At 72.5% G+C, this 17,139-nt stretch carries 14 protein-coding genes; 7 read left to right on the plus strand and 7 right to left on the minus strand.

From position 1 onward, the window contains the following. Positions 1-7: 7 nt before the first annotated feature. A complete protein-coding gene (locus tag ACLIN4_RS03750; protein WP_107477607.1) occupies positions 8-421 on the plus strand; it encodes a MarR family winged helix-turn-helix transcriptional regulator in 414 nt (137 codons plus the stop codon). 11 nt (positions 422-432) lie between these two features. Here ACLIN4_RS03750 and ACLIN4_RS03755 read toward each other — a convergent pair whose 3' ends face one another. Further along, positions 433-834 carry an SseB family protein gene (locus ACLIN4_RS03755; RefSeq protein WP_107477608.1) on the minus strand — a complete coding sequence of 134 codons (402 nt, stop codon included), beginning with the start codon at positions 832-834 and terminating at the stop codon, positions 433-435. 377 nt (positions 835-1,211) lie between these two features. On the opposite strand from ACLIN4_RS03755, the gene ACLIN4_RS03760 reads away from it, so the two are divergent. Continuing rightward, the gene (locus ACLIN4_RS03760) at positions 1,212-2,657 is read left to right on the plus strand and encodes a glyceraldehyde-3-phosphate dehydrogenase (RefSeq protein ID WP_269960800.1); all 1,446 of its coding nucleotides are present in this window, start codon (positions 1,212-1,214) and stop codon (positions 2,655-2,657) included. A gap of 64 nt (positions 2,658-2,721) precedes the next feature. On the opposite strand, the gene ACLIN4_RS03765 is transcribed toward ACLIN4_RS03760, so the two are convergent. The 6 genes from ACLIN4_RS03765 to ACLIN4_RS03790 all read right to left on the minus strand — a co-directional run bounded on the left by ACLIN4_RS03765 (position 2,722) and on the right by ACLIN4_RS03790 (position 8,992). Beyond that, positions 2,722-3,402: an N-acetylmannosamine-6-phosphate 2-epimerase gene (locus ACLIN4_RS03765; protein ID WP_107477609.1), complete on the minus strand. Its 681-nt coding sequence runs from the start codon at positions 3,400-3,402 to the stop codon at positions 2,722-2,724. Then, a complete protein-coding gene (locus tag ACLIN4_RS03770) occupies positions 3,399-4,346 on the minus strand; it encodes an ROK family protein (protein ID WP_411575487.1) in 948 nt (315 codons plus the stop codon). The genes ACLIN4_RS03765 and ACLIN4_RS03770 overlap by 4 nt, the downstream gene beginning before the upstream one ends. Beyond that, positions 4,343-5,302, minus strand: coding sequence for a dihydrodipicolinate synthase family protein (locus ACLIN4_RS03775; RefSeq protein ID WP_107477611.1), 960 nt, complete (start codon positions 5,300-5,302; stop codon positions 4,343-4,345). The genes ACLIN4_RS03770 and ACLIN4_RS03775 overlap by 4 nt, the downstream gene beginning before the upstream one ends. A 92-nt stretch (positions 5,303-5,394) precedes the next feature. After that, on the minus strand, positions 5,395-6,873 hold the full coding sequence (locus tag ACLIN4_RS03780; protein WP_411575488.1) for an exo-alpha-sialidase: 1,479 nt from the start codon (positions 6,871-6,873) through the stop codon (positions 5,395-5,397). Between the two features lie 26 nt (positions 6,874-6,899). Further along, positions 6,900-7,922, minus strand: coding sequence for an acetylxylan esterase (locus ACLIN4_RS03785; RefSeq protein WP_289908339.1), 1,023 nt, complete (start codon positions 7,920-7,922; stop codon positions 6,900-6,902). A 317-nt stretch (positions 7,923-8,239) separates the two neighbouring features. Continuing rightward, the gene (locus ACLIN4_RS03790) at positions 8,240-8,992 is read right to left on the minus strand and encodes a FadR/GntR family transcriptional regulator (protein ID WP_100044631.1); all 753 of its coding nucleotides are present in this window, start codon (positions 8,990-8,992) and stop codon (positions 8,240-8,242) included. Between the two features lie 182 nt (positions 8,993-9,174). On the opposite strand from ACLIN4_RS03790, the gene ACLIN4_RS03795 reads away from it, so the two are divergent. From ACLIN4_RS03795 to ACLIN4_RS03815, 5 genes are all read left to right on the plus strand, one after another. Next, on the plus strand, positions 9,175-10,728 hold the full coding sequence (locus ACLIN4_RS03795) for an ABC transporter substrate-binding protein (protein WP_411575489.1): 1,554 nt from the start codon (positions 9,175-9,177) through the stop codon (positions 10,726-10,728). Between the two features lie 82 nt (positions 10,729-10,810). Continuing rightward, positions 10,811-11,761 (plus strand): ABC transporter permease, encoded by a 951-nt coding sequence (locus ACLIN4_RS03800; protein WP_100044632.1) that lies wholly within the window; start codon positions 10,811-10,813, stop codon positions 11,759-11,761. Beyond that, positions 11,761-13,740: a dipeptide/oligopeptide/nickel ABC transporter permease/ATP-binding protein gene (locus tag ACLIN4_RS03805; RefSeq protein ID WP_411575490.1), complete on the plus strand. Its 1,980-nt coding sequence runs from the start codon at positions 11,761-11,763 to the stop codon at positions 13,738-13,740. The genes ACLIN4_RS03800 and ACLIN4_RS03805 overlap by 1 nt, the downstream gene beginning before the upstream one ends. Next, positions 13,737-14,756: an oligopeptide/dipeptide ABC transporter ATP-binding protein gene (locus tag ACLIN4_RS03810; RefSeq protein ID WP_382025506.1), complete on the plus strand. Its 1,020-nt coding sequence runs from the start codon at positions 13,737-13,739 to the stop codon at positions 14,754-14,756. The genes ACLIN4_RS03805 and ACLIN4_RS03810 overlap by 4 nt, the downstream gene beginning before the upstream one ends. A 95-nt stretch (positions 14,757-14,851) precedes the next feature. After that, the gene (locus ACLIN4_RS03815) at positions 14,852-17,104 is read left to right on the plus strand and encodes a PI-PLC domain-containing protein (protein WP_107479620.1); all 2,253 of its coding nucleotides are present in this window, start codon (positions 14,852-14,854) and stop codon (positions 17,102-17,104) included. Positions 17,105-17,139: the final 35 nt, after the last annotated feature.

Here is a 17,139-nt window from a genome sequence, read left to right on the forward strand (position 1 = left end):
TGCAGACATGGCAGCCAGGACGGCCGGTGCGCGGCTCGCGGAACGGTGGCGGGAGATCCTCTCGGTGCACGCGCGCACGCTCTGCGAGATCGACCGCGTGCTGCATCCGCACGGCCTGGGCGCGAGCGACTTCGAGGTGCTCGACATCCTCGCGACCGAGGGGCCCGAGGAGGGCTCCCAGTGCCGGGTGCAGAACCTCGTCGGCCATGTCCATCTGAGCCAGAGCGCGCTGTCGCGCCTCATCGCCAGGCTGGAGAAGGACGGGCTGGTCGTGCGCTCGATGTGCGCCGAGGACCGGCGCGGCGTGTACATCGCCCTGACCCGCAAGGGCCGCGATCTGCACACCGAGGTGCTGCCGCTGCAGCGGGCCGTACTGGCCCGCATGCTCGGCGACGACGCGGACCCTCACCCCTGGGGGTAGGGCTCCCGCTCCTAGGGACGGGCCAGCAGGGTACGCACGCCGTCCGACGTGAGCGTGAGGCGGTGCTCGGAGCCGGCGTCGATGGACAGCGACAGGTCGTCGGCCGGCCACTGCGCGGCGAGGGCGCCCAGCGGCACCATGCGGTAGCGGGAGACGTACGGCAGCAGGTCCGCCATCTCGAGCTCGGACGTGAAGACAGGCACCACCTGTCGGCCGCCCTGCTGCTCCAGCACCGGGAGCGCCAGCATCCCCGGGTCGGCGGACTCCTGGTCGTTCGCGTCGTCGGGGACCGGGACGAGGACGTCGCTGCTGGCGAGCGTGTCGAGCGCCGCCGTGTCCTCGGTGTTCTCGGCGAGTGCGTCCAGCGCGCGGTGGGCGGGCGAGACGGAGTTGTCGTTCGCGGGTGTTTCCATGACAGATCCCTGGTAGCGGCGGTAATGCCTCCGCCCCGGTGATCGGCGCGGGGGCGGTCCAGCCTCGCGTACCCGAACGCCCGGGGCGCAATCCTGTTCGACGATTCGCCCGGAATGTGATGAGTGGCGCCCACGGGGGCACCCGCCGCGACGGCGTCCGCGTCCAGCAACGCCCGGTGCACGGCGGTGCGCGGGGCGTTCGCGCGCCAGGGGACCCGGGTGGAGTGCACGACCCCCCGCTTCCGTCGGCGGGGCGGCCGGGCCAGCCCGGAAGCGGACGCGCCGGGCACTCATCTGATCGCCAGGGGGCCCACTTGATCGATCACAGGGGCGGTCGGGTTAGCATATGAGCGCCGCCTAGCTCGAAAGATAGAGACGTGACTGTCAACGACGACTCGTTCACCAACTGGAAGAACCGCGAGGAGATCGCGGAGTCGATGATCCCGATGATCGGGAAGCTGCACCGTGAGCGGGACGTCACCGTCCTGCTGCACAGCCGCTCCCTGGTGAACAAGTCGGTGGTCAGCATTCTCAAGACGCACCGCTTCGCCCGGCAGATCGCCGGTGCGGAGCTGTCGGTCACCGAGACGATGCCCTTCCTTCGGGCCCTCACCACGCTCGACCTCGGCCCCTCGCAGATCGACATCGGCATGCTCGCCGCGACCTACAAGAGCGACGACCGCGGGCTGTCGGTGGAGGAGTTCACCGCCGAGGCCGTCGCCGGAGCCACCGGCGCCAACAAGATCGACCGTCGCGAGGGGCGTGACGTCGTCCTGTACGGCTTCGGCCGCATCGGCCGGCTCGTCGCCCGCCTGCTCATCGAGAAGGCCGGCTCGGGCAACGGCCTGCGGCTGCGCGCCATCGTGGTCCGGGGCGGCGGCGATCAGGATCTGGTCAAGCGCGCCTCGCTGCTGCGCCGCGACTCCGTGCACGGCCAGTTCCAGGGCACGATCACCGTCGACGAGGAGAACAGCACGATCCTCGCCAACGGCAACGCCGTCAAGGTGATCTACGCCGACGACCCGACGCAGGTCGACTACACGGCGTACGGCATCAAGGACGCCATCCTCATCGACAACACCGGCAAGTGGCGGGACCGCGAGGGCCTGTCCAAGCACCTGCGGCCCGGCATCGACAAGGTCGTCCTGACCGCGCCGGGCAAGGGCGACGTCCCCAACATCGTGCACGGCGTCAACCACGACACCATCAAGCCGGACGAGCGGATCCTGTCCTGCGCGTCCTGCACCACCAACGCGATCGTCCCGCCGCTGAAGGCGATGGCCGACGAGTACGGCGTCCAGCGCGGCCACGTGGAGACCGTGCACTCGTTCACCAACGACCAGAACCTGCTGGACAATTACCACAAGTCCGACCGGCGTGGCCGCAGCGCGCCGCTGAACATGGTGATCACGGAGACAGGTGCCGCCTCCGCCGTCGCCAAGGCGCTCCCGGACCTCAAGGCGAGGATCACCGGCAGTTCGATCCGCGTGCCCGTGCCGGACGTGTCGATCGCGATCCTCAACCTCCAGCTCGCCCGCGAGACCACCCGCGAGGACGTGCTCGACCACCTGCGCGAGGTGTCGCTGACCTCGCCGCTCAAGCGTCAGATCGACTTCATCAGCGCCCCCGACGCGGTCTCCAGCGACTTCATCGGCTCGCGCCACGCCTCGATCGTGGACGCGGGCGCGCTGAAGGTCGAGGGCGACAACGCCATCCTCTACCTCTGGTACGACAACGAGTTCGGCTACTCCTGCCAGGTCGTCCGCGTCGTCCAGCACGTCTCCGGGGTGGAGTACCCGACGTACCCGGCCCCGGCGGTCTGATCGCGGCGGCAGGGGAAAGGGGCGGTGGGAGGTTGTCTCCCACCGCCCCTTCGCGCACGCCGGGTCAGTTCGTGAGCCCCTCCGCGAACAGCCGGGTCAGCGCGGTCGGCGCGGTGATGGCGGTGCCGACGACGACGCTGTGCGCGCCCGCCGCGAGGGCCTGCGCGGCCTGTTCCGGCGTGGCGATCCGGCCCTCGGCGATCACCGGGGTGCCGATCGATCCGGCGAGGTCGGTCACGAGGGCCAGGTCCGGCGCGGTCTGGACCGGGGAGCCCGGCACGTAGCCGGACAGGGTGGTGCCGACGAAGTCGGCTCCCTCGGCCGCCGCCGCCCGGCCCTCGGCGAGGGTCGAGACGTCGGCCATGACCGAGGCGCCCGCCGCGTGGACGGCCTCGACGAGTTCGGCGAAGGTGCCGCCGTCGGGGCGCGGACGGGCGGTGGCGTCGGCCGCGACGACCGCGGCGCCCGCCTCCACGAGGGCGAGCGCGTGGCGCACGGTCGGGGTGATGAAGACGCCGCTGTCGCCGTCCTTCCACAGGCCGATCACCGGGAGGCCGACGGCCGCGACCGTGGCGGCGACGACCTCCGGGTCGTTGACGCGCACGGCCGCCGCGCCCCCGTCGCGAGCCGCGAGGGTCATGCGGACCAGGGTGTCGGTGTGGCGCATCGGGTCCCCGGGCGGGGCCTGGCAGGAGACGATCAGGCGGCCGGCCAGGGCTTCGGCCAGTGGCTGGGCCGGGGTCATGTGGCAGCTCCCGTGGTGTGAGGGTGGTGCAGGGGCAGGGTGCAGGTCAGCGCGGCCGCCCCGAGGACGGCGGCGTCGGTTCCGCCGTGCGGCGGCGCCGGGCGCAACGCGCGCAGCGGGGGCATGAGTTCCGCGGTGAACGCCGCGCACAGGGCGTCCCAGTACAGGGGCCCGATGCGGGGCACGCCGCCGGTGACGACGACGCGGTGCGGGCCGAGGGCGTTGGCGAGGCCGCCCAGGGCACGGCCCATCGCGCGGGCACCGAGCGTGATGGCCGACATGGCGTGCGGGTCGCCGTGGGCGGCCCGTTCGGCGACGGTCTGGAGCCGGTCGGCCCGCTGACCGCCGAGGCGGGCGCAGTGGGCGGTGATGGCGGGGCCGGCCGCGATCGCCTCCAGGTGGCCGGTGGCACCGCAGGTGCAGGGCAGCCCGTCCGCCTCGGGGCTCGGCAGGTGTCCGAGGTGCCCGGCGATTCCGACGGCGCCGTGCAGCATGCGGCCCGACGCGGCGACGGCGCCGCCGACGCCGGTTCCGACGGCCGCGTAGATCAGGGTGCCGTCGTCGCCGAGGCCGGCGAGTTCCGTCGCCGCGGCGGCACGTACGTCGTTGTCGCAGGCCACCGGCAGGCCGGTACGGGTGGCGAGGCCGGCGGCCAGGGCGGTGCCGGCCCAGCCGTGGATGGTGTCGGTGGCGCTGGTGACGGTGCCGGTGGCGGGGTCGATGACGCCGGCCGCAGCGACGCCGATCGCCGCGGTTCCCGGCGCCCGGACGGCGCGGGTGGCCTCGGCCAGGGCGTCGAGCACCGCGTGCGCGCCCCCGGTCGCCGGGGTGGGCAGGGCGTGCCGGGCCAGGACGGCGCCGTCGGCCGCGACCAGGGCGGCGGCGATCTTGGTGCCGCCGAGGTCGAGGCCGATCACCGGCGCGTCGAGGTGCCGTCCGGTCATCGGACCGGCAGCAGCCCGGCGCCGCGCAGGTGCCGCTCGACGTGGGCGACCGAGGCCTCGCCCAGCTGGACCTGCGGGGCGGCGGTCGTGCCGTGCGTGAACACCCCGAGCAGGCGCAGGGCGTGCTTGAAGGCGCCGATGGCCGAGGAGTTGCGCCCCATCTCGTCCTCGGGGCCCGCGTCGACCAGGCCGAACAGCTCGACCAGCCGCTCCTGTTCCTTGACGGCGCGGTCCACATCGCCACCGCGCACGGCGTCGTAGAGACGGACGTACCCGGCGGGGTCGACGTTGCCCAGGCCGGGGACGACGCCGTCGGCGCCGGCCAGCAGGGCGGCGTCCACGGTCAGTTCGGAGCCGGTGAGGATGCTGAAGGAGGGGGCTGGGCCGTCGGCGCGGCCGTGGCGTCCGCCGAGTTCGACCATCAGGCGGCGCAGGCCGCCCTCGTCGCCGCTGCTGTCCTTGAGGCCGGCGAGGGTGCCGTCCACGGCGAGGTCGCGCACCAGGGCGGTGGGGAGCTTGCTGTGCACGGAGACGGGGAGGTCGTAGGCGTACAGGGGCAGGTCGACGGTCGAACGGATCGCGCGGAAGTGGGCGGCGATCTCGCGCGGGTGGGTGCGGGCGTAGAACGGCGCGGTCGCCACCAGGGCGTCGGCGCCCGTCTTCCGGGCGGCCTCGGCGTGTTCGAGGACGCGGGGCGTGGTCATGTCGATGGCGCCGGCCAGCACGGGGACGCGTCCGGCGACGGCCTCGACGACCGTCTCCAGGGCGACGGCCCGCTGCCGGTCGGTGAGGAAGGCGACCTCGCTGCTGGAGCCCAGGGCGAACAGTCCGTGCACTCCCCCGCTGACGAGGTGCTCGACGAGCCGGGTGAGCGAGGCGGTGTCGACCTCGCCCGACGCATCCAGGGGAGTGCAGACGGGCGGCACGACGCCGCGCAGGGGCTGGGACGAGGACATGGTGTCTCCTGGGCTTGCGAGTGGTGGTACGGGGTGGAACGGGCCGCCCGCCGCCGCGTCGGTGGCGGGCGCACGGGCGGCCCGTGGCCGGGCTACGGCGCCGTGACGGTGAGCGTCGAGTCGCCGTAGGAGTGCTGGGTGCCGCGTACCTCGTAGGTCGCGGTCGTCGCCACGCCGCCCGCGGTGGCGTTCGCGGGGACGGTGACGGGGATCTTGACGTTGGCGCCCTGGCCCGGGTTCAGCGCGGGCATGGTGACGGTGGGGGCGGTCCAGCCCTGGGGCAGCTTCAGGGAGACGGTGCCCGCGGGGAGCGCCACGTCGTTCTGGCTGACGACGCGGACGGTGACCTCGGTGGTCTTCCCCGCCGGCAGGGACGCGGGCGGGGTCACGGTGACGGGTGCGCAGACCCCGCCGAGCCACTTGAGGTCGAAGGACGAGTAGGTGATGTGCTTGTAGTCGGCACGCTCCCACAGCAGGCCCGTCCGGGGGTTGGCGCCGGTGCCGTCGCTGAGCGGGGTGAGCGTGGAGTAGCCGGCCGAGCCGGCCTCGACGGTCCTGCGCACCGGCCAGTTCCGCCCGTTGTCGCAGGAGAGGCGGACGGTGAGGTTGCTGCGGCTGTTCGTGGTCGCGGTGTTGCTGAACACCAGCCAGTCGGCGCGCGGGTGCGAGGCGGCCACATCCGGCGCGAAGCGGGCGATGGAGCCGTTGTTGGCGGGGTCGGGCAGTTCCTTGTCCTGCTGGAAGGGCGTGTAGGTGACGCCGCCGTCGCTGGAGTAGGCGACCGTGCGGTACGGCCTGGAGCGGTTGTTGATCATGACGCGGCCGTCGGAGAGCTCGACGGTCTTGTTCTCGTCGCCACCGGGCCCGACCGGGGTGCCCGTCTTCCAGGTGGCGCCGTGGTCGTCGCTGTACGCGCTGACCGCGTAGTTGGCACCGTTGTTCCGGATGGCGTACTGCTGGATCAGGCGGCCCTTGTAGGTGCCGTGCCGCAGCTGGATCCCCTCGCCGGAGGCCGCGAACATGCCGCCCCAGGCCGGGTTCTTGATCTCGGCGGTGATCCGCTCGTGCTTCCAGGTCAGGCCGTCGTCGTCGGAGTAGCTGTAGTCGGCCTGGAGGACGTCCGGGTCGCTCTCGTCGTTGCCGGTGGCCGAGCCGAAGAAGCCCTGGTTCACGGAGGCGGCGTAGAAGACGAAGATCCGTCCGGTCTCCCGGTCGACCAGGAGGCTGGGGTCGCCGTAGCCCTTGGGGGCGGCTTCCTTGCGGACCACCTGCTGCGCCTGCCAGGTGGAGCCGCCGTCGGTGCTGCGGCGCACGACGACGCCGATGTTGCCCGGCAGGTCGCCCAGGGTGGGCCGGGCGTCGTAGGCGGCGATCAGTGTGCCCTTGGTGGTGCGGGTCAGGGCGGGGATGCGGTAGTGGGGGGAGCCGGTGCCCGCGGTGGCGAGGTCCTGGGAGGTGAGGGTGCCGGCAGCCTCCTGGGCGGAGGGGGCGCCGTGGGCGGCGGGGACGGTGACGGCGCCCAGGACGACGAGGGCGGCGGTGCCGATGGCCAGGGTGACTCTTCGCTGCATGAACAGGCCTCTTCTCGGGTGAGGGGTCAGGCGAGTTGGGGGTCGTGCAGGACGGAGAGAGCGTGGGGTGTTCCGGGGCGGGGTGCGGCGAGGAGCTCCCGTACCCAGGCGAGTTGTTCGCGCCGGTGGTGGCCGCCGCCGCCCTCGTGGCCGTTGAACTCGTAGACACACAGGTCCTTGGGGCCGCCGTAGCGGTGGTAGGCCGCGAAGCACGTCGAGGGCGGGCAGATCTCGTCCATCATCGCGATGGAGAAGAGCGCCGGGGCGGTGGCGCGGGCGGCGAGCAGGGCCGCGTCGACGTAGGAGAGGGTGGTGAAGACGCTTTCGGCGCGGTCGCGGTGCAGCCGCAGGTACTCGGCGATCTCGGTGTAGGGCGGCCGGCCGGCGACGGTGGCACCGCGCCGGATGTCGCAGAGGAACGGCACGTCGGGCATCACCCCGGCCAGTCCCGGCACGAGCCCGGCGACCGCGAGCGCGATGCCGCCGCCCTGGCTGATGCCGGTGACGACCGTCCTCGACGGGTCGACGGACGGGTGGGCGAGGGCGGCGTCCACGAAGCGCACGGCGTCGGTGAACACCCGGCGGTAGTAGTGGTCGTGGGGGCTCTCGACGCCTCGGGTGAGGAAGCCGGGGACCGTGCCCACCAAGGCGGCGGTGTCGGGGGTGTCACCGCCCGCCGTGGACCAGCCCTGGCCGCGGGTGTCCATGATGAAGTGCGCGTAGCCGGCGTTGGCCCACAGGACCTGCTCGTGTGCCAGGCCGCGACCGCGTCCGTAGCCCAGGAACTCCACCACGCAGCCGAGCGGTCCCGTCGCCCTGGCCGGCAGGTGCAGCCAGCCCCGGACGGGCTCGCCGGCGAAGCCCGGCACGGTCACGTCGTGGGTCGTCACCTCGCTCAGGCCGGTGTCCACGGGCGTGTAGCTGGGGGCGTCGCCCTGGGCGCGGGCCTCGCGCAGGGTCAGGTCCCAGAAGGCGTCGAGGTCGGCGGGCTCGTCGAGGTCGGGCCGCAGTGCCAGGCACTCGGCGAGGGTGAGGTCCGTCAGTGGCATGAGGGGGCCCCGGTGGGTGAGGCGTGCGCGCGGCGCAGCGCGAGGTGCGGGAAGGGGAGCCGGCAGGTCCGACTCCCCGACTTCAAGAGCAGACGTCTGATGTCTGTTGTCGTGGGACACTAAAGATCCGGACGTCGGCCGTCAAGTGCCCGCCCGGCCCCGCCTCTTCACTTCGGCCGGCTCCTTCCCGTTCACGACGGCCGACTCCCCCCGTCCACGACGGCCGGCTTCGGGATTCACGACGGCCGGCTTCGCGCCGCACGCCGAAGGCGCCCCCGCCCACTCCCGGCGGGGGCGCCTTCGCGTCGTCCGGGCGGTCAGCGGCGGGCGCGGGCCTCCGCGATGCGCTTCCGCACGGGCGCGTAGTGCTCGACCAGCGCCGCCGCGAACTCGGCGGCGTCCCGGGCGCGCACGGCGTCCACGATGCGCTGGTGGTTGGCGATGGTGGACGCCTCGTGCTCGTGCGTGAACACGTCCAGGTGCGGCGCGACGATGACGTAGACGTCCCAGAACGCGGACGAGAGCTGGCCGACGAGGTCGTTGCCGAGCGGCGCGAGGAGCAGGGTGTGGAAGGCCCGGTCGGCCTCGACGAAGCCGTGGCCCTCCCCCGCGCCCGCCCTGCGCATCTCGTCGACGTGGGCCGCCAGGCGATCGATCTGTTCCTCGGTCAGGGCGGAGACCAGACGTTCGGCCATGCCGCGCTCGAACAGTTCGCGCACCTCGATGAGGTCGCTCATCACCTGGAAGTCGTCGTCGGGGCTGAGCAGCCCCCGGAAGGCCAGGCTCTCCACCAGCGCGGACAGGCTCAGCCGCCCGACATAGGTGCCGTGCCCGTGCCGCACCTCGACGATGTCGAGCGCGGTGAGGATCCTGATCGCCTCCCGCACGCTGGAACGGCTCGCGCCGAGCGCCTCGCACAGGGCGGGCTCGGTCGGCAAGGGGTCCCCCGGGCGCAGTTCGTTGCGCAGGATGTAGGCCTTGATGCCGTCCACGACTTCCTGCCGCAACGGTTGTCGTGCCGTCTTCGGCTCCGGCACCTCGTACCGGATCGCCTTTTGCCCCGCCGCCACCTCTTGACCCCTCTCATTTGCCCAGCTACGTTCCCACGTTATCAAGCGTCAGACATCAGACGTCTGATGCACAGTCGGTGAGGCGCCGACCACCTCCGCCTCCTGCAGCTCGATCCCTCATCTCCCGCCTGGAGGACTCCTTGTCCGCGCGCAGTGCAACCGGCGTCGATCGCCGCACCTTCATGAGATACACGAGTGCCATCGGTGTGGCGACCGCGATCACCGCGGGGCTGTCGGCCTGCGGTGGCCCGGCCTCCAGCGGGGACGGTACCGGCGACGCGGGCAGTGGCGGCGACACCATCGAGGCCGGCATCTCCTACCCCCTCTCCACCGGCTTCGACCCGATGATCACCTCGGGTGCGACCCCGTACGCCGCGAACATGCACATCTTCGAGGGCCTGGTGGACCTCGACCCGGTCACGCTCGTGGCGCGGCCGACGCTGGCCACCGGGATGCCCAAGAAGATCAACGCGACGACCTACCGGGCCACCCTGCGCAAGGGCGCGACCTTCCACGACGGTTCCGCGGTCACCGCGGACGACGTGGTGTTCAGCTTCGAGCGCGTCCTGGACCCGAAGAACGCGTCGTTGATGGCGCAGTTCGTCCCGTTCATCGACCGGGTCACCGCGGTCGACGCCTCGACGGTCGAGTTCAAGCTGAAGTACGCCTTCGCACTCTTCCCGTCCCGCATATCCGTGGTCCGGATCGTGCCGAAGAAGATCGCCGGCGCCGACACCAAGGCGTTCGACTCCAAGCCCGTCGGCTCGGGCCCGTACCGTTTCGTGTCGGCGGTCCGCGAGGACAAGATCGTGATGGAGAGGTACGACAAGTACAACGGCCCGCACCCCGCCAAGGCCAAGAAGCTGGTCTGGCGCCTCATCTCCGACCCGTCAGCGCGGGTCAGCGCGCTCAAGTCCGGCCGGGTGCAGGCGATCGAGGACGTGCCCTACATCGACGTCAAGGGCTTCACCGGCCAGGAGAAGGTGGAGTCCGTCCAGTCCTTCGGACTGCTCTTCCTCATGTTCAACTGCGCCGACGCGCGGTTCGAGGACAAGCGGGTCCGGCAGGCCCTGCACTACGCGCTCGACACCGAGAAGATCATCTCCACGGCGCTGCTGGGCAACGCCGAGGCCGCCAGCGGGTACGTCCCGGCCACGCACCCGGACCACCACGAGGCCGCCACCGTCTACGGCCACGATCCGGCCAAGGCCAAGAAGCTGCTCGCCGACGCGGGCGTGGGGAAGCTCTCCTTCACGCTGATGCTCACCGACAACGGCTGGATCAAGGACATCGCCCCGCTCATCAAGGAGAGCTGGGCGGCGGTGGGCGTCGACGCCTCGCTCGACATCCAGCAGTCCGCCGCCCAGTACGCCAAGATCGACAAGGGTGACTTCGACGCCCTGGCCGCACCGGGCGACCCGTCCGTCTTCGGCAACGACGCCGACCTGCTGCTGCGCTGGTTCTACTACGGCTTCTGGCCGGAGAACCGGTACGGCTGGAAGGGCGCCCCCGCCTACAAGCAGACCCGGTCGCTGCTCGACAGGGCCGCGGCCGAACCCGACGCCGCCAAGCGCAAGGAGCTGTGGGGCCAGGTCACCGACCTGGTCGCCGACGAGGCGGCCCTGTACCCGATCCTGCACCGCAAGCTGCCCACCGCCTGGCGCCAGGACGCTCTGACCGGGTTCGAACCGCTGCCCACCACCGGCCTGTCCTTCATCGACGTCGGCCGCGCCTGAGCCCGTACCGCCAGGCCGCCGGGCCGCCGCCGCGCCACACCGCACGGCGGCGGCCCGCGGCCCAATCCCTAGGAACCTCACGATGGTTGCATTTCTCCGGCTCGCGCTGCGGCGCGTCGCGATGATGCCGGTGATGGTCCTCGGCATCGCGCTGCTGGTCTTCGTGGTCCTCCAGTTCTCGCCGACCGACCCCGCGTACAACGCGCTGGGAGAGTCGGCGAGCCCGGAGGCGCGAGCCGCGTTCGCCGAGGCCAACGGACTCGACGACCCCCTGCCCGTGCGCTACTTCGCCTTCCTGGGCGACCTGCTGCGGGGGGACCTCGGCGTCACCATGTCGCCCAGCCAGCCCGTCACCGACCGGATCGCCACCGCGTTCCCGCTCACGCTGCAACTGACCCTGCTGGGCCTCGCACTGGCCGTCGTGCTGGCGCTGGTCTTCGGCGTCCTCAGCGCCGTCTACCGCGACCGCTGGCCCGACCAGGTCTTCCGGGTGCTGTCGATGGCCGGCATCGCCCTGCCCTCGTTCTGGCTCGGTGTGCTGCTCATCCAGCAGTTCGCGCTGAACACACCGCTCTTCCCGACCGGCGGCTACGTCAATCCGGCCGACTCCTTCACCGGCTGGCTGGAGAGCATGACGCTGCCCGCGGTGTCCCTCGCGCTGCCCGTCGCCTCGTCGCTGGCACGGCTGATCCGCACCTCGATGGTCACCGAGCTCGACCGGGACTACGTCCGCACCGCCCGGGGCAGCGGCCTGCCGCCGTTCCTGATCATCCGCTCGGTTCTGCGCAACGCCCTGGTCACCCCGCTGACCGTGCTGGGCGTCAAGGTCGGCTACATGCTCAGCGGCGCGGTCGTCATCGAGGCGATCTTCGACCTGCCCGGCATGGGCAAGCTGATCCTCGAAGGCGTCAACGGAGGCGACGTCGGACTGGTCCAGGGCACCGTGCTCACGATCGCGGTCGCCTTCCTCGTGGTCAACGTCGTCGTCGACCTGCTCTACCTGCTCGTCAACCCGCGCATCAGGACGGTGTGATGTTCGCTCCACGTTCCCTCGCCGGGCGACTGGCCCGGCCCGGCACCCGCCTGCGCCGGCTGCCCCTGTCCTCCCGGATCGCCCTCGGCATCCTGCTGGTGGTCGTGCTGGGCGCGGTGTTCGCCCCGCTGCTCACCCAGGACCCCCTGGCCACCGGCATCCCCGCCCGGGCGCCGGGCGCCGACCACTGGTTCGGCACCGACCGGGCCGGCCGGGACGTGTTCGCCCGCGTCGTGCACGGCGCGCGCTACTCGCTGGTCATCGGCCTCGGCGCGACCCTGCTGGCCCTGGTCCTCGGTTCCGCCCTGGGCGCCCTGGCGGCCACCTCGCGCAGGCTCGCCGACGAGTCGGTGATGCGCACGCTCGACGTCGTGATGTCCTTCCCGCCGATCGCGCTCGCCGCCGTGCTCGTCGCCGTCTTCGGCCCCAGCATCCCGGTCATCATCTTCACCATCGCCTTCGTCTACTCCCCCTCCCTCGCCCGCGTCGTGCGGGCCAACGTGCTGGAGCAGTACGGCGAGGACTACGTCGCCGCCGAACAGGTGATCGGCGCCCGCCGCACCTACATCGTGGCCCGGCACGTCGCGATCAACTGCGCTGCTCCGGTACTGGTGTTCGCGACCGTCATGGTGGCCGACTCGATCATCTTCGAGGCGAGCCTGTCCTTCATCGGCGCCGGCGTGCAGGACCCCGACCCGAGCTGGGGCAGCGTGCTGGCCTACGGCCGGCAGATCCTGCTGTCGGGCGGCTGGTGGGCGACCCTCTTCCCCGGCCTGTGCGTGCTGGTCACGGTGCTCGCGTTGAACGTCCTGTCCGAGGGCATGACGGACGCCGCCGCCTCGCCGGACAGGTCCCGCACCGGCGGTACCGACTCCGACGACGACCTGGCCGCCGCCTCCGCGCCCGTGGCCGACGAGGCCGTGGTGGACGCCGCGCTCACCGAGCTGGCGACCCGGCTCGAGGCCATGGAGCCCGCCGTGCCGCCGCTCGCCGAGGACGCGCCGGAACTGCTGGTCGTGCGCGACCTTTCCATCCGCTTCCCCGATCGCTACGGCGACACCCGCGTCGTCGACGGCATCTCCTTCACCGTCCGCGAGGGCGAGACGCTGGGGCTGGTCGGCGAGTCGGGCTGCGGCAAGTCGATCACCAGCCTCGCGATCATGGGTCTGCTGGCCCGCAACGCCGAGGCCGAGGGCGAGATCCGCTACCGGGGCCGCGACCTGCTGAAGCTGCCGCCGAAGGAACGCCGGGCGCTCATGGGCCCGGAGATCGCCATGGTCTACCAGGACGCCATGTCGTCCCTGAACCCGTCCGTGCTGATCGGCACCCAGCTGAAGTGGCTCACCTCCCGCGGCGGCACCCGCACCCCCGCCGAGCTGCTGGAGCTGGTCGGCCTCTCCCCCGAGCGCACCCTGCGCAGTTACCCGCACGAGCTGTCCGGGGGTCAGCGCCAGCGCGTACTGATCGCCATGGCGCTCTCCCGCAGCCCCCGGCTGCTGATCGCCGACGAGCCGACCACCGCCCTCGACGTCACCGTGCAGGCCCAGGTCGTCGAACTCCTGATCAAGCTGCGCGACGAACTCGGCTTCGCCATGGTCCTCGTCTCCCACGACCTGGCCCTGGTCGGCGACCTCGCCCACCGGGTCGCGGTGATGTACGCCGGTCAGGTCGCCGAGGCCGGCGACACCCGCGCGCTGCTGACCGACCCGGCGCACCACTACAGCCGGGGTCTGCTCGGCTCGGTGGTGTCGCTGGAGTCGGGGGCCGAGCGGCTGCACCAGATCCGCGGTGTCGTGCCCGCGCCCAAGGCGTTCGGCGCCGGCTGCCGGTTCACCTCCCGCTGCGCCGCCGCCACCGACCTGTGCGCCACCACGCCGCCGCCCGCCACCGACCGCGACGCCGGCCGGGGCCACCTCTTCGCCTGCCACCACCCGGCGCCCGAGAAGCGGTCGGCCAAGTCGCTGGAGGGCGCCCGATGACCGCACCGAAGGACACCGCCATGGACCCGATCGTCCGGCTCGACCGCATCCACGTACGGCACAAGGCCCGCAGCGGCGGCATCCTGCGCCGGGACGCGGTGCACGCGCTCACCGACGCCTCACTGGAGGTCCGCCACGGCGAGATCCTCGGCCTGGTCGGCGAGTCCGGCTGCGGCAAGTCGACACTGGCCCGCGTGGTCACCGGACTGCAGCGCCCGACCGAGGGCGAGGTGTACTTCCGGGGCCGGGACCTGTGGAAGATGGGCGCCGCCGAGCGCCGCACCGAGTTCGGGTCCGCCGTCGGCGTGGTCTTCCAGGACGCCTCCACCGCGCTGAACCCCCGGCTTCCCGTGCGCCGCGTCCTGCGCGACCCGCTGGACGTCCACGAGCGCGGGACGCGCGCCGAGCGGGAGCGGCGCGTGGAGGAACTCCTCGACCTGGTCGGTCTGCCCGGACACACCCTGGACGCGCTGCCCGGCCAGCTCTCGGGCGGGCAGCGCCAGCGCGTGGCCATCGCCCGCGCCCTCGCCCTGGAGCCGGAGCTGATCGTCGCCGACGAGCCCACCAGCGCCCTGGACGTGTCGGTGCGCGCCCAGATCCTCAACCTCCTGGTGGAGCTGCGCGCCCGGCTCGGTCTGGGCATGGTGTTCATCTCCCACGACGTGCAGACGGTGCGCTACCTGGCCGACCGGATCGCCGTGCTGTACCTGGGCCGGGTCGTCGAGGAGGGCGCCGCCGCCGAGGTCGCCGGCGCCTCCCGGCACCCGTACACCGAGGCGCTGCTGTCGGCCACGCCGAGCCTGCTGGAGCGCCCGGAGCGGATCGTCCTGCACGGCCCGGTGCCGTCGGCGACCAACCCGCCCTCCGGCTGCCCGTTCCGCACCCGCTGCTGGAAGGCGGACGACGCGTGCGCCACCGCCTTCCCGGCGGCGACGGACGGTCCCGGCGGACACCGCTGGCACTGTGTGCACCCGCAGCGGAGCGCCGCCACCGAGGAGGTCCTGAGCGGGGGCTGAATCGCATCGGCCGACCGTGCCGGGGCATGAGTGTGTTGGCGTGCCACCCGGGACGCCGTGTCGCGGGACGGTCGGCTGAAACGAGAATGGGTCCCATGGACGGACTGGTTCGGCGCTCCCCCTGGGTCGGGGTGCTGATCTGGTGCGTGGCGGTGCTGAGCCTGACCGTCCTGGCCGCGGCGGCCGTCGTGCGCAGCACCGTTCTCGATCCGAAGTTCTACTCCCAGGTGCTGGAGGACGAGCGGGCCTACCAGCGCTTCTACGACGAGGTGCTGGTCGACCCGGCCAGTACGCCCCTGACCCAGGAGCTGCTGGACCGGCTGCCCGTCCCGCAGTCGACCATCACCTCGAACCTCAAGGTCGTGATCCCGCCGGAGACGCTGCGGACCATGGGCGACCGGCAGATCGCCGAGGTGATCCACTACCTGGAGGGGGACCGCGACCGGCTGCGGGTCACGGTCGATCTCGAGCCCGTCGTGGCGAACGTCGAGCGGCTCAGCCAGGCCTACTTCGGTGACGCCGTCGCCGCCCTCCAGCAGCGGTCCGAGCCCGACTTCCAGGCCTTCGTGCAACGCCTGTCCGAACTGGCGGCGCAGGTGGTGGCCGGCGAGGCGCCGCTGGAGGGCCTGCCGTCGCTGCCGCTCTCCCACGGCCAGGCCCTCACGGCGACGGAGGCGCTGATGCGCCTGGTGCCGGCCGACTCGCGCTCCGCTATCAGACCGACCGTGCAGGCGGCACTGGTCCGGGGGGACGTGGCCGCGGCGCTGGCCTCGGTGGCGCCGGTCGCCCTGACGGACCAGGTCCGGACGGCCGCCGCGGAGTTGTTGCGGGAGGCTCGGGAAGGCACCTGGGTCATCACGGTCCACATCGACCCGGCTCAGGAGGCGCTGGCCCCCGTGGACCGCGCCCGCTCCGTCACCCGCCTCTTCCAGGAGGTGGTGGAACCGGCGGCCGCGGTACTGTGCGCCGCCGCGCTCACCCTGCTCTGGCTGTCGACGCCCGGTCCGGTCAGGCGGCGGCTGATGCCGCTCGGATGGGTGCCGGCGGCCGCCGCTTCGCTGACCGCCCTGACGGTACTGCTGCTGCGCCTCATGCCGGTCGACGCGCTTTTCGGGACGCCGGCCTCGTGGCCCCCGTCGGCGACGGAACTCCTCACGGACGTCCAGGCCGCCGCCGTCGAGCGGCTCCTGACGACCGCCGTGCTCGTCGCGGTGATCCTGCTCGCCGCGGGCGCCCTGCTGATCACCGTCGGGTGGGTGTGGGAGACCAGGCCCGCCCTGCCGGTGCTCACCGATCCGCGGCACGGCCCGACCCTGACCTTCGCCGTCACGGCGTGCGCGCTGGTCGGCACGATGCTGGCGCCGGTGGCGATCACCGGCTCCTCGCCCCGCATCTGCCAGGGCAGCGCCGAGCTCTGCGACGCCCGGTACGACGAGATCGCGCAACTCGCGTCCCACAACGCGATGGCGACGACGGCGGACCGCTTCATCGGCCCCCTCCAGGACCCGGACATCGTCGGTCAGCTCGACGCCGGGGTGCGCGTCCTGCTCCTGGACACGCACCACTGGGAGCGGCCCGAGGAGGTCGCGGACCGGCTGAGCACCTCGGACTTCTCCCCGGAACTGCGGCGGCGGCTCACCGGAATCCTGGGACGGGTGAACCCGCCCGAGCCCGGTCTGTGGCTGTGTCACTCCGTGTGCGGGGCCGGGGCCCTGGAGCTGGCGCCGACGCTGCGGCAGATCGGTGACTGGCTGCGGGCGAACCCCACGGAGGTCGTCACGCTGATCCTCCAGGACGGCGTCGGCGCCGTGGACAGCCAGGCCGCCTTCGAGCAGGCGGGGCTGACCGACCTGCTGTACGAACCGGACCCGGACCCGGACCGCCCGTGGCCGGAACTGGGGGACATGATCGACGACGGTCGGCGGCTGGTCGTCTTCGCGGAGAAGGCCGACGGCCCCGCGCCGTGGTACCGCAACTTCTACCGGTACGGCATGGAGACACCCTTCGCGTTCCGTAGCCCGGACGAGATGTCCTGCCTGCCGAACCGGGGCGGCACGGACAAGCGGCTGTTCCTGCTCAACCACTTCGTCACCGCGGGCGGTGGCCGGCGGCTGGACGCCGGGACGGTCAACTCCCGGGAGCGGGTGCTGGAGCGGGCACACGACTGCGAGCGGCGGCGCGGCAGACCGGTGAACTTCGTCGCGGTGGACTACGCGACGATCGGCGACGCGCTCGGCGCGGTCGAGGAGCTCAACGCCGAACGCCGTGAGGAGGACGGCCGCTTCCCCGTCGAACGGTCACCGGACCGGCTCGGCGACGCGGTGGTGGCCGCGTCGCCGAGGGGGTGATGCGGGCCGGCGGTCCGGTCGGGGGCCGCCGGCCG

This window comes from Streptomyces mutabilis, assembly GCF_046628145.1.
GTDB classification, from domain to species: Bacteria; Actinomycetota; Actinomycetes; order Streptomycetales; family Streptomycetaceae; genus Streptomyces; species Streptomyces mutabilis.